Annotated in this window: 23 protein-coding genes and 1 pseudogene; 15 read left to right on the plus strand and 9 right to left on the minus strand. The window is 70.5% G+C overall.

Translation table 11 applies throughout. From position 1 onward, the window contains the following. Positions 1-71: 71 nt before the first annotated feature. The 5 genes from H4W80_RS32625 to H4W80_RS32645 all read left to right on the plus strand — a co-directional run bounded on the left by H4W80_RS32625 (position 72) and on the right by H4W80_RS32645 (position 4,897). The gene (locus tag H4W80_RS32625; RefSeq protein WP_192788580.1) at positions 72-1,199 is read left to right on the plus strand and encodes a sensor histidine kinase; all 1,128 of its coding nucleotides are present in this window, start codon (positions 72-74) and stop codon (positions 1,197-1,199) included. Continuing rightward, positions 1,196-1,840 carry a response regulator gene (locus H4W80_RS32630; protein ID WP_192788581.1) on the plus strand — a complete coding sequence of 215 codons (645 nt, stop codon included), beginning with the start codon at positions 1,196-1,198 and terminating at the stop codon, positions 1,838-1,840. The genes H4W80_RS32625 and H4W80_RS32630 overlap by 4 nt, the downstream gene beginning before the upstream one ends. Positions 1,841-2,241: 401 nt before the next feature. Beyond that, entirely contained in the window at positions 2,242-2,967 is a 726-nt protein-coding gene (locus H4W80_RS32635; RefSeq protein ID WP_225963803.1) for a peptidoglycan-binding domain-containing protein, read from the plus strand. A gap of 46 nt (positions 2,968-3,013) precedes the next feature. Then, entirely contained in the window at positions 3,014-3,907 is an 894-nt protein-coding gene (locus H4W80_RS32640) for a peptidase inhibitor family I36 protein (RefSeq protein WP_192788583.1), read from the plus strand. A 36-nt stretch (positions 3,908-3,943) separates the two neighbouring features. Further along, the gene (locus tag H4W80_RS32645; protein ID WP_192788584.1) at positions 3,944-4,897 is read left to right on the plus strand and encodes a SpoIID/LytB domain-containing protein; all 954 of its coding nucleotides are present in this window, start codon (positions 3,944-3,946) and stop codon (positions 4,895-4,897) included. A gap of 54 nt (positions 4,898-4,951) precedes the next feature. Here H4W80_RS32645 and H4W80_RS32650 read toward each other — a convergent pair whose 3' ends face one another. Next, positions 4,952-5,998 carry an NBR1-Ig-like domain-containing protein gene (locus tag H4W80_RS32650; RefSeq protein WP_192788585.1) on the minus strand — a complete coding sequence of 349 codons (1,047 nt, stop codon included), beginning with the start codon at positions 5,996-5,998 and terminating at the stop codon, positions 4,952-4,954. Positions 5,999-6,252: 254 nt separating this feature from the next. Next, positions 6,253-6,717, minus strand: a complete 465-nt coding sequence (locus H4W80_RS32655; protein WP_192788586.1) for a hypothetical protein — start codon at positions 6,715-6,717, stop codon at positions 6,253-6,255. A gap of 365 nt (positions 6,718-7,082) precedes the next feature. On the opposite strand from H4W80_RS32655, the pseudogene H4W80_RS64695 reads away from it, so the two are divergent. Next, a pseudogene (locus H4W80_RS64695) lies at positions 7,083-7,289 on the plus strand (acyl-CoA dehydrogenase family protein); the annotation flags it as partial. A 48-nt stretch (positions 7,290-7,337) separates the two neighbouring features. Here the strand turns inward: H4W80_RS64695 and H4W80_RS32660 are convergent. Continuing rightward, a complete protein-coding gene (locus H4W80_RS32660) occupies positions 7,338-8,258 on the minus strand; it encodes a MerR family transcriptional regulator (protein WP_192788587.1) in 921 nt (306 codons plus the stop codon). A gap of 45 nt (positions 8,259-8,303) precedes the next feature. Between H4W80_RS32660 and rplK the strand changes: the two genes are divergently transcribed. From rplK to H4W80_RS32695, 7 genes are all read left to right on the plus strand, one after another. Next, positions 8,304-8,729: a 50S ribosomal protein L11 gene (gene rplK / locus H4W80_RS32665; RefSeq protein ID WP_192788588.1), complete on the plus strand. Its 426-nt coding sequence runs from the start codon at positions 8,304-8,306 to the stop codon at positions 8,727-8,729. Between the two features lie 54 nt (positions 8,730-8,783). Next, positions 8,784-9,200 carry an HIT family protein gene (locus H4W80_RS32670; protein WP_192788589.1) on the plus strand — a complete coding sequence of 139 codons (417 nt, stop codon included), beginning with the start codon at positions 8,784-8,786 and terminating at the stop codon, positions 9,198-9,200. Positions 9,201-9,412: 212 nt separating this feature from the next. Continuing rightward, the gene (locus tag H4W80_RS32675) at positions 9,413-9,940 is read left to right on the plus strand and encodes a hypothetical protein (protein ID WP_192788590.1); all 528 of its coding nucleotides are present in this window, start codon (positions 9,413-9,415) and stop codon (positions 9,938-9,940) included. 269 nt (positions 9,941-10,209) lie between these two features. After that, positions 10,210-10,317: a keywimysin-related RiPP gene (locus tag H4W80_RS32680; protein ID WP_192788591.1), complete on the plus strand. Its 108-nt coding sequence runs from the start codon at positions 10,210-10,212 to the stop codon at positions 10,315-10,317. Between the two features lie 4 nt (positions 10,318-10,321). Then, on the plus strand, positions 10,322-12,172 hold the full coding sequence (locus H4W80_RS32685; protein WP_318787170.1) for a lasso peptide isopeptide bond-forming cyclase: 1,851 nt from the start codon (positions 10,322-10,324) through the stop codon (positions 12,170-12,172). Continuing rightward, positions 12,169-12,426 (plus strand): lasso peptide biosynthesis PqqD family chaperone, encoded by a 258-nt coding sequence (locus H4W80_RS32690; RefSeq protein ID WP_192788592.1) that lies wholly within the window; start codon positions 12,169-12,171, stop codon positions 12,424-12,426. Before H4W80_RS32685 ends, H4W80_RS32690 begins: the two co-directional genes overlap by 4 nt. Further along, positions 12,423-12,878, plus strand: a complete 456-nt coding sequence (locus tag H4W80_RS32695) for a lasso peptide biosynthesis B2 protein (protein WP_192788593.1) — start codon at positions 12,423-12,425, stop codon at positions 12,876-12,878. The genes H4W80_RS32690 and H4W80_RS32695 overlap by 4 nt, the downstream gene beginning before the upstream one ends. Here H4W80_RS32695 and H4W80_RS32700 read toward each other — a convergent pair. Both H4W80_RS32700 and H4W80_RS32705 read right to left on the minus strand, forming a co-directional pair. Further along, positions 12,842-13,504, minus strand: a complete 663-nt coding sequence (locus H4W80_RS32700) for a response regulator (RefSeq protein WP_192788594.1) — start codon at positions 13,502-13,504, stop codon at positions 12,842-12,844. The two genes, H4W80_RS32695 and H4W80_RS32700, sit on opposite strands and share 37 nt — an antisense overlap. Then, the gene (locus H4W80_RS32705) at positions 13,501-14,628 is read right to left on the minus strand and encodes a sensor histidine kinase (RefSeq protein ID WP_192788595.1); all 1,128 of its coding nucleotides are present in this window, start codon (positions 14,626-14,628) and stop codon (positions 13,501-13,503) included. Before H4W80_RS32705 ends, H4W80_RS32700 begins: the two co-directional genes overlap by 4 nt. A gap of 215 nt (positions 14,629-14,843) precedes the next feature. Here H4W80_RS32705 and H4W80_RS32710 point away from each other — a divergent pair, with 215 nt between their 5' ends. Then, on the plus strand, positions 14,844-15,182 hold the full coding sequence (locus tag H4W80_RS32710; RefSeq protein WP_192788596.1) for a DUF6223 family protein: 339 nt from the start codon (positions 14,844-14,846) through the stop codon (positions 15,180-15,182). Here the strand turns inward: H4W80_RS32710 and H4W80_RS32715 are convergent. The 4 genes from H4W80_RS32715 to H4W80_RS32730 are packed head-to-tail and all read right to left on the minus strand — an operon-like array spanning position 15,139 to position 20,774. Beyond that, the gene (locus H4W80_RS32715; RefSeq protein ID WP_192788597.1) at positions 15,139-17,730 is read right to left on the minus strand and encodes an alpha-L-rhamnosidase; all 2,592 of its coding nucleotides are present in this window, start codon (positions 17,728-17,730) and stop codon (positions 15,139-15,141) included. The genes H4W80_RS32710 and H4W80_RS32715 overlap by 44 nt on opposite strands. A gap of 1 nt (position 17,731) precedes the next feature. Continuing rightward, a complete protein-coding gene (locus H4W80_RS32720) occupies positions 17,732-18,559 on the minus strand; it encodes a carbohydrate ABC transporter permease (RefSeq protein WP_318787171.1) in 828 nt (275 codons plus the stop codon). After that, on the minus strand, positions 18,556-19,479 hold the full coding sequence (locus H4W80_RS32725; protein WP_192788598.1) for a carbohydrate ABC transporter permease: 924 nt from the start codon (positions 19,477-19,479) through the stop codon (positions 18,556-18,558). The genes H4W80_RS32720 and H4W80_RS32725 overlap by 4 nt, the downstream gene beginning before the upstream one ends. Beyond that, positions 19,473-20,774 carry an ABC transporter substrate-binding protein gene (locus tag H4W80_RS32730; protein ID WP_318787172.1) on the minus strand — a complete coding sequence of 434 codons (1,302 nt, stop codon included), beginning with the start codon at positions 20,772-20,774 and terminating at the stop codon, positions 19,473-19,475. Before H4W80_RS32730 ends, H4W80_RS32725 begins: the two co-directional genes overlap by 7 nt. A 228-nt stretch (positions 20,775-21,002) precedes the next feature. Between H4W80_RS32730 and H4W80_RS32735 the strand changes: the two genes are divergently transcribed. Further along, positions 21,003-22,013, plus strand: coding sequence for a LacI family DNA-binding transcriptional regulator (locus tag H4W80_RS32735; RefSeq protein WP_318787173.1), 1,011 nt, complete (start codon positions 21,003-21,005; stop codon positions 22,011-22,013).

The raw sequence follows: 22,013 nt of genomic DNA on the forward strand, positions 1-22,013 counted from the left end.
CGGGGCACCGATCGCCCGGTCAGTCGACTGGTTGATGCCGGACTGGCAGGCGACTGATTATCGTCGGTGCTGTGGAGTCCTGGGAGCGGTCCCGGCGCCGGTGGCAGCACGCCTTCTTCGCCTCGTGGCTGGTGCTGACCTCGGCCGGGCCGCTGATGGAGGTGGGCCAGGTCCTGCCGGTGGCGCTCGTGGCCGGGCTGGCCGCCTGGTACGCGGTGTGGTTCGTGCTGCGCACGCCTCCCGCGGGTGAGGTGCCCCTGCCGTACGTGGTCGGCGGCGGGCTGCTCTGGCTGGGGCTGTTCGCGATCGACTCGTCCTTCCTGGTGGTCTGCCTGAGCGTGCTCGTGCCGTACTGCCTGGACGCCGTGCGCATCGGGCTGGTCGCGGTGCTGTCGTGCGCCGGGGGCTGGTTGTGGCACAGCTACCACGAAGGCGGGTCGATCACCTGGACCGAGATCGCCATCACCGCGCTGATCGCGATCAGCGCGGCCGCCTCGGTCGGATACTTCCATTCGGTGGCCCGGCAGAGCGCCGAGCGCAAGGAGCTGATCGACCAGTTGCAGGCCGCGCAGGAGGCGCGGGCGGCGGCCGAACGGCAGGCGGGCGTGGCCGCCGAGCGGCAGCGGCTGGCCCGCGACATCCACGACAGCCTGACCCAGGGGTTCGCGAGCGTGGTGATGCTGCTGGAGGCGGCGCAGGAGCGGTTGCCGGACGACCGGCACCTGACGCAGGCGTTACGGGCGGCCAGGGAGAACCTCGCGGAAAGCCGCCGCGTGGTGCGGGCGCTGCGGCCCGGGGAGCTCGACGACGGCGGCCTGCCGGAGGCGCTGCGGCGGCTGTCGGGCCGGCTGTCCGACGAGACCGGCATCGACGCCCACACCGTGATCACCGGGGCGCGGCGGCCCCTGGACGCGCACGTCCAGGTGGAACTGCTGCGCGTGGCGCAGGAGGCGGTCGCCAACGCCCGCCGCCACGCCCGCGCCGAGCAGGTCACCCTGACCCTGTCGTACATGGAGGACCTGGTCGTGCTGGATGTCCACGACGACGGCGACGGCTTCGATCCCGAGCGGGCCACCGCCGGCCACGGCCTGCTGATCATGCTTGAGCGGATGGAGCAGCTCGGCGGCACGCTCCTCGTGGAAAGCGCGTCCGGGGAGGGCACCACGATCGTGGCCAGCCTCCCGGTGGCGGCGCGATGACCGCGCCGGGCGCGATCCGGGTCCTGATCGCCGACGACCACCCGGTGGTCCGTGACGGCATCCGGGCGATGCTCGGCACCCAGGACGATCTGGAGGTGGTCGGCGAGGCGGTCTCAGGCTCGGACGCGGTACGGCTGGCGCGTGACCTGCGGCCGGACGTCACGCTGATGGACCTGCAGATGCCCGAGCTCGACGGCGCGTCAGCGATCAGCCGGATCCGCGAGCACGACCCCGGGGCAAGAGTGATCGTCCTGACCACCTATGACACCGACAGCGACATCTCCCGCGCCATCGACGCCGGGGCGATCGGTTACCTGCTCAAGGACACCCGCCGTGAGCAGCTGTTCGACGCCATCAGGGCGGCGGCCCGGGGGGAGAGCGCCCTGTCGCCGGCGGTGGCGACCCGGGTGTTGTCGTGGGCGCGCGCCGACGCGCCCGGCGCCCTCAGCGGCCGGGAGATCGAGGTCCTGGGCGCGGTCGCCCAGGGGATGAGCAACAAGGCCATCGCCGCCCACCTGTGCATCAGCGAGGCCACGGTCAAGACCCACCTGCTGCACATCTTCGCCAAGCTCGACGTCGACGACCGCACCGCCGCCGTGACCGTGGCGGCCACGCGGGGGATCATCCGGCTGGGCGGCTAGAAGAGGTCCCTTCGTACTCGCTGCTGAGCGGTCGGGGCCCCGTAGAGCGGGGCCGCCCTCGTAAGTGGCCGCCGTGGACAACTGTGGGATCAGCTTGACCGGGCGCGGGCCGCGTATCGCCTCTGAACTGGCGTTTCTCGCCGTCGGACGGCGCGTCCGCCCGTACGGACAAGCCTGTCGAACAGGCTGACAACACCGATCTCCTACCGGACACGCGGGCGAACCGAGACGTTGGATCCCGCCACCCAGGAATCGCCCCACCCCCTGAACCAGGAGTACCAATGAAGCTGCCCTCACGCGCCGCTGCCCTCATGGCGGCCGTCCTGTTCGCTTCGCCGACCGGAGTGTCCGAGGCGTCGGCGGCACAGAGGGCTGACGCTGAGGCCCTTCCGAGCCTGAACATGGAAGCCGCCGTCAAGGCGGCCCAGATCGACCCGCGGCGGCCCGACAGCACGCTGACCCCGGGTGCCAAGGCCAGCGTGCTCCTCGTCGAGCAGGCGCTGCGAGACCTGCGTCTTCTCGACGCGAAGTGGGTGGACGGCTACTTCGGCACCACAACGGTCACCGCCTACGCGAACTACCAGAAGTCGCTCGGCCTCAGCGGGCTCGACGCCAACGGCCTGCCGGGCAAGACGTCGCTCACCAAGCTCGGTACCGGCCGCTTCAAGGTCACCGACGTCATCGATCCGGGCGCCCGGGTGTCCACCGGCGGTTTCGTCGTCAACGCCCGCACGCGAAGCATGCTGGCGGAGGCCAAGCGGCTGCTCGGCCGCGACCTCAAGCTGGACCAGGGTTCGTACAACCCCGGTGGCGACCCCACGTCGGCGGGCACCCACGACGGCGGCGGTGTCGTCGACATCTCGGTGAAGGGGATGAGCTCCGCCACCCGCACCGCCGCCGTCCGCACGTTGCGCCAGGTCGGCTTCGCGGCCTGGCTGCGCAACCCCCAGCAGGACGACTGGCCGTGGCACATCCACGCCGTCGCCATCAGCGACACGAGCCTCTCCGGCCAGGCCCAGCACCAGATCGGTGACTACTACCTCGGCCTGAACGGACTCGCCGGCCGTGGCCCGGACGACGGCCCGAAGGTGAGCATCCGCACCTGGGAGGAGTACCGGCGCCGCTGACTCGTCCGTCCGAAACCACACTCCGCAAACAGAAAGAGAGAACAACATGAGAACGCTCGCCAGGATCCTCACCGCGACGACCGCCGCGATGGCACTCAGCGGGACGGTCCTCGCCACCGCGACGCCCGCCTCGGCCGCGGAGCGCGACGGCGTCTGCGACACCGGCGAATTCTGCTACTACTTCAACAGCAACAACCAAGGATCGGTCTCCGACTTCACCGGATCGATCGACGACTACGCCACCACCCAACCCACCTGCTACGACTTCAAGGGCCCCGGCGAAGGCAAGGGCAAATGCATCAAGAACGCCGCCGCCTCCGTCTGGAACCGCAGTAGCAAAACCGTCCGCGTCTACTTCAACAGCGGCCACACCGGCACCTACCAGGACTTCGCCGCAGGCGCCAAGGGCAACCTCAACGCCACCCTCAAGAACCAGAACGCCTCGCACCAGTTCAGCCCGTCGTCATCACCGACGCGCAGCAACATGTCGACCTCGCTCTACAAGGCCAGCGCCTCGATCACCTGCGGCTTCGACGGTTACACCTCCACCTCCGGCCGGCACGAAGGCATCGACATCGCCCGCGGCATCGGCTCGAACGTCTACAACCTGGTGGCCGGCAAGGTCATCAACGTCGTACGCGGATCCACCGGCAGGGCGGGACTTTCCACGATCGCCGTCTACAACGCCGCAGCGAACAAGACGGTGATCTACCTGCACTCCGCTCCGGTGTCCTCCCTGCGCGTGGGCCAGCAGGTCAGCCGCGGCCAGGTCATCGCCACCGAGTCGTGGCGCGGAGTGTCGAGCAGTTCATCCGCGCACACCCACGTCGAGATGCGTCTCGGACAGCAGACGCGTGCGGCCAAGAGCGTCGGCGACCCGCACCTGGAGAACCCGAACCCGACCTCGTTCTGGAACTCCCAGGGCTACACCGTCCGATAGCGCTTCGCGGTCACCGACATGAAGAGGAAGACACCTGTGCCTTTACGAACTGTCCGGCTGATCTCGCGGCTCGCCGCGGCGACCGCCGCGATGACGCTCGGCGGGACGGTCCTCGCCACCGCGACGCCTGCCTCGGCCGCGGAGCGCGACGGCGTCTGCGACACCGGCGAATTCTGCTACTACTTCAACAGCAACAACCAAGGATCGGTCTCCGACTTCACCGGATCGATCGACGACTACGCCACCACCCAACCCACCTGCTACGACTTCAAGGGCCCCGGCGAAGGCAAGGGCAAATGCATCAAGAACGCCGCCGCCTCCGTCTGGAACCGCAGTAGCAAAACCGTCCGCGTCTACTTCAACAGCGGCCACACCGGCACCTACCAGGACTTCGCCGCAGGCGCCAAGGGCAACCTCAACGCCACCCTCAAGAACCAGAACGCCTCGCACGAGTTCCTGAGCTCCACATCGCCGACGCCGACCGGGTGCAAGACCGACGGCTCGGACACCAAGCTGCCCACGACGATCCTCGTGTACCGGAAGTCCCTCGATCGCGTGGAGCGGGTGGAGTTCAAGACCTACGTCAAGAACGTCCTGCCCAACGAGTGGGTGTCGAGCTGGCCGAGCGAGTCCCTCAAGGCCGGGGCGATGGCCGTGAAGAACTTCGGCTGGTACTGGGCGCTGCACTCCAACCGCAAGACGGCGGACGGCCGGTGCTTCGACGTCTATGACCACACGTCGAGCCAGGTGTACAAGCCCGGCTCCGCGAAGGCGGTGACGAACGCCGCAGTGGACGCGACCTGGGGCACCCGGCTGACCCGCAGCGGGAAGATCTTCCGGGCCCAGTACTGCTCCACGACGACGGCGTGCGGCAATTGGGTCGACGGCGACTGGATGTCGCAGTACGGCTCCCGCGACAAGGCCCGAGCCGGCTGGAGCTACTCCAGGATCCTCCAGCACTACTACACAGGGATCGTTCTCGGCTCCTGACTCCCCTGAGACCGTCCGACTCTGGTTCCCCGCCGTGCCACGCGCGTCGGGGAACTAGAGTCCGTCGACGATGATCTGGAAGTTGATCGGCCGGCTTCCGGGGAACACGACCGCTCCGGAAGCGTCCACCATCTTGAATCGCACGTAGCACAAGCCAGGCTTCCTGGCCGTGGTGATGTCGGTCTGGATGTCGACCGTCTGGCCAGGCAGCGTGTCCTTGATCGGCACGTCGGCGATGGTCTGGCACTGGTCGGCCTGCTGCGTGAGGTCGAGGCGACGCAGCGAATATCCCTTCCACGGCACGGTCCCGGTGTTCTTGAGCCGCCAGACCTTGGTCATGGTCTTGCCGGGACGGACGCGCGTGCAGTCGTTGAGCGTGACGTCCTCGATGAACACGGCCGCGTCGCCCTTGTACAACGGCGGGGCCCAAGGCGGGTTGGTCGAACGCACCGGGCAATCGGCTGGGGTCAGCGCGGCAGCCGAAGGGCTGCCGGTCGGATGCAGGGTGTGCCCGCCGGGCGTGGAGCCGCGATTGACGACGGCCACGACGAGGGCCGTCGCCCCCAGGATGACACCCACTGCCGCGAACGCGGCCGATCGGCTCAGCCGTAATCGTCGCCTGCTTTCCGGCGCAGCCGGCAGAGGCTGGACGTCGCCCGCGAACTCGCCGGACGGTGGCGGTGGTGGAGGGGAAGGAGGCACGGATGCCGAGGTCTCGCCGGCCGGCGGGAGGACTCGTGACTCGACGGCGAGGCGCACGGCACTACGCTCCACGGCGCCTGCGGCCAAGACTGCGAGTTCACCGGACGGACGGTCCAGCGAGGGGTCCCCGGCGCTCGTCGATCTGACCGCCCGGTTCGCGCTCTCCCAGAGTTCGCGGTACGCGGCCGGGTCCGCGTCGCACGCCTTGACGAATTCGACGGTGGTCTCCCAACTCGGGAGCCGATTACCCTTGGTGGCTTCATGCAACGTCGTGTGAGAAATGGCCCCCGACCGACCGGACATCTCACGGAAAGGTGGGTTGCCGACCGCGTTGCGTAACTCCCGCAGGATCGCCGCAAAGTCCTCGATTATCTCCGCCCGTGCACGCCTGTCGTCCACCGTGCGAAGGTAACAGCACCCCCGGGCGTCACTCAACTCGAACCGGAATCGGCCCGAAGCCGGGCAAGATGAGCCTGCAATAGGCCGAACAGGCCCGCAACCTGCCCAAACTCTCTGCCCCATCCAATAATGATGGACATAGACGATTACGGTATGAATCGAGTCGGTCTCGGCGGCGTATGGTCAGGTCGACCATTCCCCAGGGTCCGTGACCGCGCCGGGACAGTACGTAACAGAACGGCGCGGGACAGGCTTTAAATACGGTGCGACAGGAGTGGATATTTCTGTCGGCTTTTAACCTGCTCGCACTGCCGTCCCACCTCGCCGCAGCGCTCTTCGGGCACCACTTCACCGACCTCCACGAGCCCTGGCGCGCCCTGTTCGCCACTCCCGCCTTCGCCCCGCAGCCGCACCTGCCCTTCGCCGAACGCGTCGAGCTGACCTACCGGCGGCTTCGCGACGTCAACGCCGCCATCGACGACGTCGCCAAATTCGTCGACGATCCCCAGCGCCTTGCCGCCTTCCACGAATGGGCGGGCGCGGTCGACGGAGGGCTGGCCGCCATCGCCGGCATCCACTACAACCTGTTCCTGGGCAGTCTCGCCGATCACGGGCGCCCCCTGATCGGGTACGAACGCATCGGCACCTTCCTGTGCACCGAGCTCGGCTACGGCAACAACGCCGCCCAGCTCGAGACCACCGCCGTACGCGACCGGCACGGATTCGTCCTGCACACCCCCGGTACGGCCGCCGCCAGTTCATGCCCAACACCAGCCCCGCCGGCGGACCCAAGACCGGCGTCGTCTCCGCCCGGCTCCTCGTGGAGGGCGCCGACGAGGGCGTCATGCTGTTCCTCGTCCCCATGGACGCGCCCGGCGTGCGCGTCCAGCTCCTGCAACCGCGCATCGGGCCCCCGATCGACCACTGCCTGACCACGTTCACCCACGTACGCCTCGGCCCCGACGCGCTGCTGCAAGGCCCCCAGGGTCGTTTCGACTCCGACGGGACCTTCCGCAGCGACATCGGCAACCGCCGCCTGCGCCTGCTCGCCTCCATCGCGCGCGTGACCACCGGCAAGTTCTGCATGAGCGCCGCCGCCCTCGGCGGCGCCCGGCAGGCGCTCGCCCTCGCCGTCCGCTACGCCCACATCCGCCGCGCCGCGGCCCTCACCGGCCGCAACGCCACCCAGGTGCCCCTGTGGAGCTACCGCTCCCACCACGCCCCGCTGCTTGAGGCCCTCGCGACCGCGTACGCCGCCACGCTGCTCCACCGCACCGCGCTCACCCGCTGGGAACACGCGCGATCTTGCTCAGCGGGCGCGGAAGGAAGACGAGATGCTCTATTGCCGGTTCTGCGTCCAGGTCTCTCCTGGGGCGGCCGAGAGGTGGCGCAGCGTGGCCTCGATCCAGCCGTACGCGATCGCCTGCTCCGATGGCCGCGGCCTGTCCTCGATGATCGACACCAGCTCCCACAGCCTGGCCGCGCGCGGGTCGTGCTCTTCGAACGTGCGCAGCAGCCCCTCGCGGCTCTGCCCCATCACCGCCAGGATCCGATCGAGGATCGGCTCGGATTCGGGTGAGCCGGGCTCGATGCCCGCCCGCGAGGCGGTCAGCGCCTCGCGCATGATCTGGACGTTCATCTCGTGCCAGGCGTCGAAATCGCGGTCCTCCTCCCAGAACTCCGCGCTCTGCCGGCGCAGGGTGTCGCGGTAGTCCTCGTCGGCGAGCAGGCCGGCCAGCTCCAGCCAGGCGTCGAGCTGCGCGACGGTCGGCTCCTCGGGCAGCTCGGGGAGCATGGCGTCGCGCATGTGGGTCAGCCACTCGTGCCGGGCCTCGACGCCGCCGCCGACCTCGTCGACGAACTCGTCCAGCAGGATCTCCATCTCGGCCGTGCCGAGCCGGCCGAGGGCGTGGAGCCGGCTCAGGTCCTCCTCGGCGGGATCGCCGTCGCGGGCGAGCGTCGCCCTGAGCACCGCCCTGGTCCGCTGGAGCGACTTGAGCTGCGTCTCGACCGCCTTGAGGTGGAGATCGAGAACGTCCCTCAGCGCGCGCTCGCCGAGCGAGCGGATCGTGGCCAGGTCGACCCCGATCTCCCTGAGCGTGCGGATCAGCTCCAGCCGCGCCCGGTCCTCGTCGCCGTAGAGCCGGTAGCCGGAGGGAGTGCGCTCGCGCTCGGGCAGCACGCCCGCATCCGAGTAGAAGCGGATGGTCTTCACAGGGAGGCCGGTCAGCTTCGCCAGGCGGCCGATCGTGTAGCTCATAATTCCCTTGAGTCTCCAGTAACTGGAGACTTTAGCGTAGCCGACATGGCGAAGCAGAAGATAGCCAGGGTCGTCACCCTGCACATTCAGGCCGGCGAGGCGGGCCCGGCGAACGTCGGCAAGGATCTCGGCCCACTCGGCATCAACCTCATGGAGTTCTGCCGGCAGTACAACGCGCAGACGCAGGACCGGCGCGGGTTCGTGATCCCCGCGGTGATCACCGTGTACGAGGACAGGTCGTTCGAGGTCGTCACCAAGCAGCCGACCACCGCCTCGCTGATCCGGCGCGTCGCCGGGCTCGACGGCGGCAGCCCGCGCCCGGGCCACCAGAACGGCGGCTGGATCACCCGCGCCCAGCTCCGCGAGGTCGCCCAGGCCAAGCTCCCCGACCTCAACACCGCCGACCTGGACCAGGCCGAGAAGATCGTCGCGGGCACGGCCCGCTCCATGGGCCTCACCGTCCGGGATTAGCGGACGCGGACAAACCTGGTGCGCCGGAGCCCGCCCGGCCGGATCATGGTCGGCATGGGAAGCTGCGTTTTCTGCGAGATCATCGCCGGGCGCGCCGAGGCCAGTGTCGTCCATGAGGACGACAGCGTGGTGGCCGTCCTGGACCACAAGCCGGCCACGGTCGGCCACGTGCTGGTGATCCCGCGCGTACACGTGGCCGGGCTGGCGGACGCCGATGACGCCATCGGCACGGCGATCTGGCGCGCCGCACGGCGGGTGGCGGGCGCGCTGCGGGCATCGGGGCTGCGCTGCGACGGGGTGCGGTTGTCCCTGGCCGACGGGGAGGCCGCCGGTCAGGACGTCTTCCATCTGCACCTGCACGTGGTGCCGCGCTTCCCGGGAGACGGCGTCGTGGTCACCGCCGACTGGAAGAAGCGGTCACGCGAGCTGCTCGACCAGGATGCGGCGCTGATCCGGGACGCCCTTGCGTGACCGCGGCGAAAACACCCCAGCGCCACGCCGCCCTTTTGTCCAAGAAAAGACGGCTCGATAATCGCCTGTTTTGATCATTTCCATCTTTTTCTCCAAGTCGATCCCCAACGCGAGTTATCTCGCCTTCGAGCGGGTACCTCAAGCTCGCACCATCAGGGGGATGTGACATTAAGTCCGATTCTTCCGAATCCGACCAACAGGGGGAGAAACAGGTGATTAATCACCGAAGCACGAGGAGCGCGCTGGCCTTTGCTCTGGCAGCGGCGGCGGTCAGTGGATTCGCGACTCTTACGTTTTCGGCGTCGGCGGACGCCACTGTCGTCACCGGCGTTCACAACACGACAGCAACCGCCATCAACCGCGCCACCGATCCACGGTCGGACAAGAACGAGAAGCCGACCCGCGCAGTCGACACGGCCTTCCAGGGCGAGTCGGACGGCCCCAAGAGGCAGCCGACCAAGTTCGTCGGGATCATCCGCGACGACAGGGTCGCGATCAGGGACCCGCGGACGAACCCGCAGTGGCACGAACTGACCTCGCTGCTGCCGCAGAACTTCGGCCGCCTGGTCGACATCTCCCTGGCCGCGCCCGACGAGGGCACCACCGTGCACGTCACCGTGCTGAACGAACACGGCAAGGTGGCCCAGACCAAGTGCACGGTCATCCCGACCCCCGGCACGAAGGGGACGCCGGAGTGGCCTGACAACTGCACCGAGTTCGTCGACCTCTCGCGGGGCTGAGCAGCCTGAAGCATCACCCATGAATGCCGCGCCCGGAGAACCTGCCGGGCGCGGCATTTCATTGCACCCTTTTGCTACATGTCTGTGACCGTAGGGCACTCCAGATTCACCGATTGCACGATTTGTCACCCCCAGCGACCGCGTCATTTTGGGCGAATTATGCGCGGAAAACATGCTTTAGGGTCACTCGATGTTCGACCTGGACGAAACGGCCGCAGGGCAGGCAAAGTCATCGGTGTAATGCAAGGAGCACGCCGAAAGGAAAACGCATGAAGAGCTACGAGAAGCCCCGTCTTGTGGCGGCCGGATCCTTCCGCAAGGCCACCGGGCTCCTGTCACTGCACGGCAACGACCGCCTGATCTTCAGCAAGAACTGAGTTCATGCCCGACGGCGGCATGCTGAGCCGGCCGCACCACGGCGAGGCGTACTTCGTGGTCATCCCCGACCACGAGGCCGCGCCCGCCGTGGCGGCGGCCCTGCGTACGGCGACTGCCCGCGCCATCACCCACGCCTCCGGACGGCCCTGGCTGGTCGGGCACTGGTCCGACGAGGAGATGACGGTGGCCGAGGCGGGCGCCACCAGGCTGGCGGTGATCGGCCGCTGCGCGATCGACGCCGAACGGCTGGCCGTGGAGGCGAGCCGGCTGCGTGACCCGGCGCACCTCGACCGGCTGGCCCGGACCCTGCCCGGCAGCTTCCACCTCGTCGCCGCGCTGGACGGCCGGTTACGCGTCCAGGGCACCGCGTCCGGACTCCGGCTGGTCTTCCACACGCGCGTCAACGGGCTCACCGTCGCCTCCGACCGCGCCGACGTGCTGGCCGCCGCCACGGGCGCCGAGCTCGACGTGCGGCGCCTGGCCGTACGGCTGCTCTGGCCGGTGCCCCATCCCCTGCCGCACCTCCCCCTCTGGCCGTCGGTCACCGCCGTCGAACCCGGCCATCACCTGACCGTCGCGGCGGACGGGGCGACCGCGGCGCACCGCCGCTGGTGGACGCATCCCGAGCCCGTCCGTACGCTGTCCGGCGCCGCCGAGGACGTCCGGCGGGCGCTCGACGACGCGGTCGGCGTGCGCACCAAGGCGGGCGGCACCGTGAGTTTCGACCTGTCCGGAGGGTTGGACTCCACCTCGCTGTGCTTCCTGGGCGCCGCCCGGCAGGAGGCGCACCTCATCGCCTCCACCTGGCCGGGCCGCGACCCGGCCGACGACGACCTGCCGTGGGCCCGCCGCGCGGCGGCCCACCTGCGTGGCGCGGAGCATCTGGTCTGGCCGGCGGAGGAGTCGCCGCTGGTCTACGAGGACCTGCTGAGAATCGACGACACGCTGGACGAGCCGACCATCGGCGTCATGGACCGCGCCAGGGTGCTGGCGCACCTGCCCCGGCTGGCCGCCAGGGGCAGCAGGCTGCACGTGACCGGCATCGGCGGCGATCACGTGGCCTGGTGCTCGGAGGCGAGCTACCACCGGCTGCTGCTCAGGCGGCCCATGCTGGCGATCGGGCGGCTGCGCGGCTTTCGCGCGCTGTTCCACTGGCCGTACGGACCGATGCTCCGGACGCTGGCCGACCGCCGCTCCTACCGCCGCTGGCTGACCGGCTCGCTCGCCGACCTGCGCGCCCCGCTGCCGCCGCCGGTGACCGGCGCGCTGGGCTGGGGGATGCCGCCCCGGCTCTTCCCGTGGATCACTCCGGACGCGGGCCGCATGGCCGCCGAGGTGCTCGCCGAGACCGCCCCGTACGCCGAGCCGCTGGGAGCCGACCGGGGGCAGCACGCCGACCTGCACGCCATCCACGACACCTGCCGGATCATCCGGCAGTGGGACCAGATGAGCGTCCGCGCGGGACTGCCGATGACCTCCCCCTTCCTCGACGACCGGGTGATCGAGGCGTGCCTGTCGGTACGCCCGCAGGACCGGGTGACGCCGTGGCGCTACAAACCCCTCCTGACGGCCGCGATGCGCGGCGTCGTGCCCGAGGAGTGCCTGCGGCGGACCAGCAAGGCGGAGGCCTCGCTCGACGCCGCAGAAGGACTGCGCCGCCACGGCCCCGACGTGCAGGCGCTCTGGGCGGACTCCCGGCTGGCCCGGCTCGGGCTGGTGGACACCGCTCTGCTCAAGGACCTCACCGCGCACCCCGACACGCCGGGACTGCGGGAGGCGATCCTGTACTCGACCATCGGCTGCGAGGTCTGGCTGCGGACCCTGGAGCCGTTCGACAAGGAGGACGGCCGATGAGCCTGCGGCTGAACGCCGATGTGTCCACCGCCGACACCGACTACGGCATCGTGCTGCTCAACCAGCGCAACGGCGACTTCTGGCAGCTCAACCCGAGCGGCGCGCTGGCCGTGCGGCGGCTGCTGGACGGCGACACCCCGGAGCGGGCCGCCGCGGCCTTGGCGGCGGAGTTCGAGGTCGGGCAGGAGGAGGCCCTGGAGGACGTGCTGGCGCTGCTGGAGCAGCTGCGGGCGGCCGGGTTGGTGGCGCCGTGACCGTTCCGAGCGCGCTGGAACGGCCGCAAGGCATCCCGTGGCGGGCCAGGCTGGCGGCGCGGATCGCGGTGGGGGTGGCGTTCTCGCTGGCCGTGCTGCCGCCGCGGCGCCTGCGTACCGTGCTCGCCCTGCTCAGCCGGCGGGCCGGGCCCGCCACGTACGCCGAGGCCAAGGCCGCCAAGGACGCGGTGCTCGCGGTGAGCCTCACCTGCCTGGGCGTGCACGGCTGCCTTCCCCGGTCGCTGGCCACCGCCCTGCTGTGCCGGATGCGGGGCTCGTGGCCGACCTGGTGTACGGGTGTGCGGGTGAGACCCCCGTTCGGGGCGCACGCCTGGGTCGAGGCGGAGGGCAGGGCGGTGGACGAACCCACCCCGGACGGCTACCTCGCCCCCTTGATCACTGTCGCCCAGGGAGGTCAGGAGTCGCGCGGGACCACCAGGCCGGATTCGTAGGCGAAGACCACGAGCTGGGCGCGGTCGCGGGCGCTGAGCTTGGCCATGGCCCGGTTGATGTGGGTTTTCGCGGTCAGCGAGCTGATCGCCATGTGGTCGGCGATCTGGTCGTTGGACAGGCCCCGCGCGACCAGGGCGACGGCCTCGCGTTCGCGGGCGGTCAGCTCCTTCAGCCCCGTGCCGGTGGCGGCGCGGAGCGGCTGGGTGACGTACCGGTTGATCAGCTTGCGGGTGATCGACGGCGCGAGCAGGGCGTCACCGCGCGCGGCGACGCGTACGGCGTGCAGGAAGTCCTCCGGCACGATGTCCTTGACGAGGAATCCGGCCGCGCCCGCGCGCAGCGCGTTGAAGACGTACTCGTCCAGGCCGTAGTTGGTCAGGATGACGACGTGCACCCCGGCCAGTGCCGGGTCGGCGGCGATGCGCCGGGTCGCCTCGATGCCGTCCAGGACCGGCATCCGGATGTCGATGAGCGCGACGTCCGGCAGGTGCCGTCTGACCAGGGCCAGGCCCTCCTTGCCGTCGGCGGCCTCGGCCACCACCTCGATGTCGTCCTCCAGGTCGAGCAGCGCGCGGAATCCGCTGCGGAGGAGCGGCTGGTCGTCGACCAGCAGGACCCGGATCACGACGTCCGGTCCACGGGAAGTTCGGCCTGGACGGAGAAGCCGCCCTCCTCGCGCGGCGCCGCGCGCAGGCGGCCGCCGAGGGCGGTGACCCGCTCGCGCATGCCGAGCAGGCCGACGCCGGGCGGCGGGGCGGTGTCCGGGGTGGCCCTGCCGTCGTCGTCGATGCGGACCGCGAGGGCGTCGGGACGGTAGTCGATCCGGACCGACGCGGTCGCGGCGGCGGCGTGCCGGGCGACGTTGGTGAGGGACTCCTGAACGATCCGGTAGACGGTCCGGTCCACCGCGGCCGGCACGTCATGGCGTTGTCCCCCGATCGTCAGCGTGGCGTCCAGGCCGGTCGTCCGGGCCCGTTCGACCAGTTCCGCGACGTCGTCGAGCCCACGCGGCGGGCTGGTGTCGTCGTCGCGCAGCGCCTCCAGGGTCGCGCGCAGCTCCCGGGTCGCCTCGCGTCCGGCCTCCTGGATCGCCAGCAGGGCCTCGGGCACCGGTTCGCCCCGTTTGCGGGCCACGTGGACGGCGACCTCGGCCTGCACCTTGATGATCGAGATCTGGTGGGTGAGCGAGTCGTGCAGCTCCCGCGCGATGTGCAGCCGCTCCTCGTCGGCGCGGCGCCGCGCGGTCTCCTCCCGGGTGCGCTCGGCTTCGTCCGCCCGCCGCTCGGCCTGCCGCAGCGCCTCGCCCGCGGCGCCGGCCGCGACCAGCCAGGCCAGCTCCAGGGCGCCCCGGGCCTGCGCGAACGCCTCGCCCGTGTCGTGCAGCCCCGAGGCCAGGGCCGCGAGGGGCAGGACGGCCAGCATGGCCAGGCTCGCCGCCACCGTGACGGTACGGTGTCCCGCCCGCACGGCCGCGTACACCGCGAACAGGTACGCGACGGCGGGCACGTCGAACCCGGCCGCCTGGTAACCCGCCGCGCACAGCCCGGTGACGGCCAGGACGGGGACCGGGGCCCTTCGGCGCGCGGCCAGCGCCAGGCCGCCGGCCGCCAGCAGCGCGTAGCCGAGCAGGTCGGGGTAGGTGGCGGAGTGCTGCCCGGACAGCCCGGTGACCAGCAGCGCCGCGGCCACGCCCACGGCGATCGCCCAGTCTGTGACCCCTGCCGGGACGCGGAACCGTCCTGTGCTCATGCGCGCACCTTAGCCGGATGCGGCCGCGGGCGACTCCTGCGCACGGATGACCGGCCGCCTACCGCAGCCGCGGTACTCGCCCGGCTTCTGCGGCCCCCGCGGTAGCCGGCTGCGGCACCGGCGGCAGCGCGAACAGCCCACGTCAGGCGGACGACCGGCGACGGGTCCTGCCGACATGCTCAGGTCACATCCGGTCGTAGGAGAAGGAGCACCTCATGTCTATCCGTCATCTGCTCGCCACGGCCCCGGACGTCAGTTCCTATGACCTGACCCCCGGGCGTCTCTGGTCCTTGGTGGCTATCGTGCTGGGGCTGGCCGGCGTGGTCCTCGGCGGGCTGGCCCTGGCCCGCCCCACCGGTCGTACCAGGGCCGTCGTGGCCCTGGCGGCGGGGCTGGCCGGCGCGGTCGTCGGCGGGCTGGTCGTGGCCGCCGCCGAGGGTGGCCCCGGCACCGGCTACGGGATAGTCGGGGGTTACGTCGCCCTGGTGGTGGGGCTGGTCGGCGTGGCGCTCAGCGGGCTGGGCCTGGCCCGCCGCCCTTCCCGGTCACGGTGAAGGTGTGGATGCCGGCGCCCACCTCGCGCATGGCGCTCCCGGGCAGGTCCACCTCGGCGACCGTCCCTGGGGGCACGGTCGCCGTGACCGTGAGCGTCTCGCCGTCCCGTTCCCACGAGACGGACGCGAGGCCGTACGGGGTTTCGAGGCGGGCCGAGGCGTGGGTGAGGCCGCCGCCCGGCCGAGGGGCGATGCGCAGGCGGCGGTAGCCGGGGGCGGCAGGGGCGAGTCCGGCGACGGTGCGGTGCAGGAAGTCGGCGACCGCGCCCAGCGCATAGTGGTTGAACGAGGTCATCTCGCCCGGGTTGACCGTGCCGTCCGGCAGCAGGCTGTCCCAGCGCTCCCAGATCGTGGTGGCGCCCATCGTCACCGGGTACAGCCAGGACGGGCACGCGCGCTGCGTGAGCAGCTCGTAGGCGGTGTCGTACGCCCCGACCGAGCAGAGCGCGTCGCAGATGAGCGGCGTGCCGGCGAAGCCCGTGCTGATGCGGTGATCGTCCTGGACGACCAGCTCGACCAGGCGCCGCCCGGCCCGCTCGCGCTGCGCGGGCCCCTCCAGCAGGTCGAAGGTCAGGGCCAGGGCGTAGGAGGTCTGGCTGTCGCAGGCCAGCCGGCCCGACGGGGTGACGAACTCGCGGCGGAACGCGGCTCGTACGGCCTCGGCCAGCTCGCCGTACCGTGCCGCGTCGGCATGGTGGCCGAGCAGCGCCGCCGTGTCCGCCAGGACGCGAGCCGTGCGGGCGTGGTAGGCGGTGGCGACCAGCGCGGGGTCCGTACGCGTCTTGCCCGGCTTGTCGGGGGGCGCGGCGGGGTCGAGCCAGTCGCCGTACTGGAAGCCCTCGTTCCACAGGTGGTCGTCGCCGGCCAGGGACGTGACGTGCTCCACCCACGCCTTCATGCTGGCGTACTGCGCGCGCAGCAGGCCGAGGTCGCCGGAGCTGCGGTAGAGCACCCACGGGACGAGCACCGCGGCGTCACCCCACACCGCGGCGGAGCGCGGCGGGAACTTCAGCGGCACCCACGGCACGTACGGCGGCACCGTGCCGAGGTCGGCCTGCTCGGCGGCCAGGTCGGCCAGCCAGGACGCCAGCGCTCCCGAGCAGTCGTACAGGAACGCCGCGGTCGGGGCGAAGACCTGGAGGTCGCCGGTCCAGCCCAGGCGCTCGTCACGTTGGGGGCAGTCGGTGGGCAGGTCGACGTAGTTGCCGCGCATGCTCCACCGGACGTTGTCGTGCAGGCGGCTCAGCAGCGGGTCGGAGCAGTCGAACGCGCCGATGGGCCGCAGGTCGGTGTGGCAGACCACGGCCTGGACATCGGCGGGGCCGAGGTCTCCGGGCCACCCGTCGACCTGGGCGTAGCGGAAGCCGTGCGTGGTGAAGCGGGGCTCCCACTCCTCGGGCCCGTCGCCGCCGCGCAGCGTGTACTGGTCGAGCGCGGCCGCCTGGCGCAGCGGCCGCAGGGCGAGCGCGCCGTTCTCCAGGACCTCGGCGTGCCGGAGCGTGACGGTGTGCCCGGCCGGGCCCTGCACGCGGATGCGCAGGCGGCCGGCGAGGTTCTGGCCGAAGTCGAGAATGGTCTCCCCGCTCGGGCCGGTCAGCACCGCCACCGGGCTCAGCGTCTCCGTCCGGCGCACGGGAGGACCGCTGGGGGCGACCAGCCGGGCCGGGTCGTGGGCGAGCACGTCGGCGGGCAGCCAGGCCGAGTCGTCGAAGCCGGGCTCGGACCAGCCGTCGGGCAGCAGCCGGGCGTCGTGCTTCTCCCCGTCGTAGAGGCTCGTGGCGGTGATCGGACCGGTGGCGCAGCGCCAGGAGCCGTCGGTGACGACCGTCTCCGCCGTGCCGTCCTCGTAGGCGATCTCGAGCTGGGCGATGATCGCCGTACGGTCGCCGTAGACGCCGGTCGTGCCGCCCAGGAACCCGATGCGGCCCCGGTACCAGCCGTCGGCCAGGGTGGCGCCGATGGCGTTGGCGCCCCGGCGCAGCAGGGTGGTGACGTCGTGGGTGCGGTAGCGCAGGCGGTGGCCGTAGCTGGTCCAGCCGGGGGCGAGCACGTCGTCGCCGACGACGTGGCCGTTGATCTCGGCCTCGTACAGGCCGTGGGCGGTGACGTAGAGGCGGGCGCGGGCGATCGGGGCGCGCAGGGTGAAGTCGCGGCGCAGCAGGAGGGCGGGGCCGTCGGGCGGGCCGAGCAGTCCGGGCGGCGGTGCGGCGGCGCCGGCCTGCCAGTCGGCGGGTTCCAGCAGGCCGGTCTCGGCCCACGACCATTCGCTCCAGTCGCTCGCCTTGCCGTCGTGGCCGTGGACCCGTACGCGGGCGCCGCGCCGTTCGCGCGAGCCCAGCGGCCCGCCGGGCCAGGGCACGAGCACCGACTCCTCCGACTCGACCCGGCCGCTCGCGGTGCCGTCGCTCAGCTCGATCTCGTAGGCGGCCTGCCGCCAGCCGGGGAGGCCGGTGGTGACGGTCCACGACAGGCGGGGCGCGTTCTCGCCGATGCCGAGCGGGTCGCGGTGGTGTTCGAAGGTGGGGGCGTGGACGTGCGGAGAGGTCATGTCATCCCTTGATGGCGCCGGCGGTCATCCCAGCGACGATCTTGCGGTTGAAGAAGATGAAAAGGAGCAGCGGCGGGATCGTGATCAGCACGATGTCCATGAACAGCAGGTTCCACTGCGTGCTGTACTGGCTCTGGAAGTTGTAGAGGGTCACCTGCACGGTCGCGTTGTCGTCGCCGGGCAGGAAGTACAGCGGGTTGACGAAGTCGTTGAAGACCGCCACCGAGCTGGTCACGATCACGGTGACGGTGACCGGCCGCAGCAGCGGGAAGATCACCCGGAAGAACAGGGCGAGCCCGGTGCAGCCGTCGATCTGGGCGGCCTCGTCCAGCTCGCGCGGGATGGCCGCCACGAACGCGCGGAAGAGCAGCACCGCGAAGGACAGGTGGAAGGCGACCTCGATGAGGATCAGCCCTGGCAGCGTCTTGAACAGGCCGATGGCCTGCAGCAGCCAGATCGTCGGCACGATCGCGGGTGGGATGATCAGCCCGGCCAGGACCAGGAAGTTCGCCAGCGACCCGATCCGGCCCGCGCGGCGTTGCAGCACGAACGCGGCCATGGCGGCGAAGAGCACGATGAGCGTGACCGACACGACGGTGAGGATGGTGCTGTTGAGGTAGGCGCGCAGCAGCACGTAGTCACGCGCCTCGATCACCTCCAGGAGGTTCTGGACGGCCCGCCACTCGTTCGGCCAGGAGAAGTCCAGGTCCGCGGACTGGAGGGGATCCTTGACCGCGGTCAGCAGCATGAACGAGAACGGGACCAGGAAGACCACGGCGGCCCCGAGCAGCGCGATCCCCTCCGCGCCGAATCTCTTGAGTGCTCTCACGAAGTCACCTGCCTCTTGGCCAGGAAGCGGTTCAGGGGGACGACGACGGCGGTCACGACCACGAAAAGGATCACGTTGCCCGCGGTGGACAGGCCGAAGAAGCCGGCCTGGTACTGCTTGTAGATGATCGAGGCGATGGTGTCGCTGGTGAAGCCGGGTCCGCCGCGGGTCATCGTCCAGATGAGGTCGAAGGAGCGCAGGCCACCGATGAGGGAGAGGATGATCACCGAGTACGTGGCCGGCCAGGACAGCGGGAGGGTGACGTGGCGGAAGCGGTGCCAGGCGCCCCCGCCGTCCACGGCGACCGCCTGGTAGTAGTCGCGCGGGATGGACATGATGCCGGCGATGTAGATCACCGTGGCCAGGCCGACGCCCTTCCACACGTCCACCAGGGCGACCGAGAGCAGGGCGGTGCCGGCGTCGCCGAGCCAGTCGGGGCCGTCGATGCCGACCACGGCCAGGGTCTTGTCGACCAGGCCGGTGTCGGGCCTGAGCAGGGCGCTGAAGGTGATGCCGACCGCGACCGTGGAGACCAGGACGGGGAAGAACACCACCGAGCGCAGGAAGCCGCGCAGCCGCAGCCGCGAGGTGAGCAGCACGCCGAGCAGCAGCCCGAACACCACCTTCAGCCCGGAGGTGAGCACGGCGTAGACCAGGGTGTTGGCGAAGCCGGCGCGCAGGTTCTGCTCGGCGAAGAAGTCGCGGAAGTTGTCCAGACCGACGAAGGTGCTGTCGAACAGGGTCCAGCGGGTCAGCGCGAAGTAGAACGCCATCGCCGTCGGCACCAGGAAGATCACCAGGTAGACGACGGCGGCCGGCAGGTACAGCCCGTACGGGTAGGCCGCGTTCCGCCTCGCGTGGGGTCGGGGCAGGGCGGGGCCGGGCACCGTTCGGGGCCCGGCCTCCTGCTGGGTCACCATCCGGGGAGCCCCAGTTGCTTGGCCTGCTTGTCCACGTCCTTGTCGTACTGCGCGGCGCCCTCGGCGGGCGGCGTCAGCCCGGAGCCGACCGCGACGGTGATCTGCTCCAGCGACGGGCCCTTGACCGGCGAGACGAACTCCAGAGCGGAGGCCGTGGCGCCCTTGTCGAGGTAGGCCTGCAGGTCCTTGGCCGCCTGGATGGCGTTGTCCGGCAGCTTGGCCCCGTTGACCCGGTACGGTCCCGCGGGCTGGACGGCCTTGCTGATCGCGTCCGTGCCGGCCGGCGAGGCGATGAAGGCGAGGAACTTCTTGGCCGCGTCGAGGTGCTCGGTGGTCTTGGCGATGTAGACGCCGGGCGGCTCCCAGACGGTGGCGCCATTCTTGGCCGCGTCGGCGCCGGGGACGCCGAAGAAGCCGACGTCGGTCGCGGCCTGCGGCATCGTGGCCACCAGCGGCGGGATCTGGGAGCTGGTCATCGCGTAGTGCGCGCCCTTGCCTTCGACCAGCAGCTTCATGCCCTGCTCCGCGGTGGCCGAGCCGAAGCCGTCGTTGAGGTAGCCCTTGGCGTGCACCTCGGCCAGGTGATCGAACCCGGCCCTGGCCGCGGGAGTGGTGGCGAACTTGGCCTTGTTGGCCGTGTAGTCCCGCGCGAAGGCCGGGACCGCGGCCTGGACGTTGTAGTAGTCGCTGAGCAGCAGCAGCTGCGAGGTCCAGGTGTCCTTGAACGTGGAGATCACCGGCGTGATCCCGGCCGCCTTGATCCTGTCGTTGTTGGCCATGAACTCGGCCCACGTCCTGGGCACCTGGAGGCCGAGCTGGTCGTAGACCTTGCGGTTGTAGAGGATGCCGCCGCCGCTCATGCTGCCGGACGGCACGCCGTACACCTTGCCGCCCTGGGTCACGGCGGGCAGGTATTCCTTCTGCACGTCGGCCAGCACCGGATCGCCGGTCAGGTCGACCATGGTCTGCGCCGGGTTGAGCGCCTGGAGCAGGGAGCCCGAGTTGTACCAGAACACGTCCGACATCTCGCCGGTCGAGAGCCTGGTCTTGATGAGGTTGTCGCCTTCGGTACCGCCCGGCCGCGTCTCGGTCTCAATCTTGATCTTGGGGTTGGCCCGCATGAAGGCGTCCGCGAGCCCCTTGGCTCTCGCCGTGGTCGACGCGCCGTTGTCGATGAGGAAGGACAGGGTGACGGTGCCGTCGGCAGCCGGCCCGGAGTCGGATCCGCAGGAGGTCAGTGCCGCCGTGGTCAGAACGGCCAGGCCCGCTGCGAGCATGCGGTGAGAGGTCTTCACAGTGCCCCTACAGGTCGTTGAATCGTTTTAACGGGCCCCCGATGCGAGTTAACGTAGCCGTTACGCCACCGGCGGTCAAGGAAAAACGTAGACCGGTCTACGGGCATGTTTCCTCTAAGAGGCTTCGTATCCCACAACGAATGTAAACCGGTCTACGCGGGCGTACAATCGGCCAGGACTCGGATTCGAGAAGGGATGCCCATGGTCGCGCCTGAGCGACGACGAAGAGTGACCATCTCCGACGTGGCGAAACTCGCCGGGGTCTCCAAGGCGGCGGTCTCGAAGGTCATCCGCAACGACTACGGGGTCAGCGAGGCCATGCGGGACCGCGTCAAGCGGGCCATCGACGAGCTGGGCTACCGCCCCCAGGCCGCCGCCCGCGCGCTGCGCGGACGGTCGTTCACCATCGGCGTGCTCATGCAGCACATCGGGATCCCGTTCTACGCCGAGATCATGAGCGGTCTGGTGGAGCAGCTCGAGGAGTCCGACTATCAAGCGATCATGATCCAGGGCGGCACCCGCGCCAAGACCGAGGAACGGGCCATCGACGCCCTGATGGACCGGCAGGTGGACGGCATTCTCATGATCGCCCCGCTCGCCGGCCGCACGCAGCTGGAGCGGGTGGCCCGCGAGATCCCCACCCTGGTGCTCGGCCGGCACGATCGCTCACCGGCGTACGACTCGATCGTCGACGACGACCGTACGGGCTCCGAGCTCGTCATGGAGCACCTGATCGCGCTCGGTCACCGTCGCATCGGGCACATCACCTTCCACGAGGACCACGGACAACCTGCCGACCACAAGCCGCACCTCAGGGCCGAGACCTACGAGCGCGTGATGCGTGACCACGGGTTCGCCGACGAGATCGCCGTCGTCGCGACCTCCTACTCCGAGGAGGGCGGCTATCGCGGCGCCCACGAGCTGCTGAGCCGGTCCCCACGTCCGACGGCGATCTTCGCGGGCTCCGACGAGTCGGCGCTCGGCGTCCTGACCGCGCTCCACGAGGCCGGGCTCTCCGTCCCGGACGACGTCTCCGTGGCCGGCTACGACAACACCCGGCTGGCCGCCCATCCCAACATCGCGCTGACCACCGTCAACCAGGACGGCGCCGTCATGGGCCGGACGGCGGGGCGGCTGCTGCTCGAACGCGTCGAGGGCCGCGCCGCCGCCGTCCACTTCTCCGTCACGCCGAGTCTGGTCGTGCGTCGCTCCACCGCGCCTCCCGGCCCGGGCGCCTGA

This window comes from Nonomuraea angiospora (genome assembly GCF_014873145.1).
GTDB lineage: Bacteria > Actinomycetota > Actinomycetes > Streptosporangiales > Streptosporangiaceae > Nonomuraea > Nonomuraea angiospora.

Coding starts and splice junctions, on each gene's coding strand:
- H4W80_RS32715 (WP_192788597.1), bottom strand. CDS start 17,730: ATGACCTCTCCGCACGTCCACGCCCCCACCTTCGAACACCACCGCGAC.
- H4W80_RS32705 (WP_192788595.1), bottom strand. CDS start 14,628: ATGAGCACAGGACGGTTCCGCGTCCCGGCAGGGGTCACAGACTGGGCG.
- H4W80_RS32710 (WP_192788596.1), top strand. CDS start 14,844: ATGTCTATCCGTCATCTGCTCGCCACGGCCCCGGACGTCAGTTCCTAT.
- H4W80_RS32660 (WP_192788587.1), bottom strand. CDS start 8,258: ATGAGCTACACGATCGGCCGCCTGGCGAAGCTGACCGGCCTCCCTGTG.
- H4W80_RS32630 (WP_192788581.1), top strand. CDS start 1,196: ATGACCGCGCCGGGCGCGATCCGGGTCCTGATCGCCGACGACCACCCG.
- H4W80_RS32670 (WP_192788589.1), top strand. CDS start 8,784: ATGGGAAGCTGCGTTTTCTGCGAGATCATCGCCGGGCGCGCCGAGGCC.
- H4W80_RS32690 (WP_192788592.1), top strand. CDS start 12,169: ATGAGCCTGCGGCTGAACGCCGATGTGTCCACCGCCGACACCGACTAC.
- H4W80_RS32635 (WP_225963803.1), top strand. CDS start 2,242: ATGGAAGCCGCCGTCAAGGCGGCCCAGATCGACCCGCGGCGGCCCGAC.
- H4W80_RS32685 (WP_318787170.1), top strand. CDS start 10,322: ATGCCCGACGGCGGCATGCTGAGCCGGCCGCACCACGGCGAGGCGTAC.
- H4W80_RS32680 (WP_192788591.1), top strand. CDS start 10,210: ATGAAGAGCTACGAGAAGCCCCGTCTTGTGGCGGCCGGATCCTTCCGC.
- H4W80_RS32725 (WP_192788598.1), bottom strand. CDS start 19,479: ATGGTGACCCAGCAGGAGGCCGGGCCCCGAACGGTGCCCGGCCCCGCC.
- H4W80_RS32640 (WP_192788583.1), top strand. CDS start 3,014: ATGAGAACGCTCGCCAGGATCCTCACCGCGACGACCGCCGCGATGGCA.
- rplK (WP_192788588.1), top strand. CDS start 8,304: ATGGCGAAGCAGAAGATAGCCAGGGTCGTCACCCTGCACATTCAGGCC.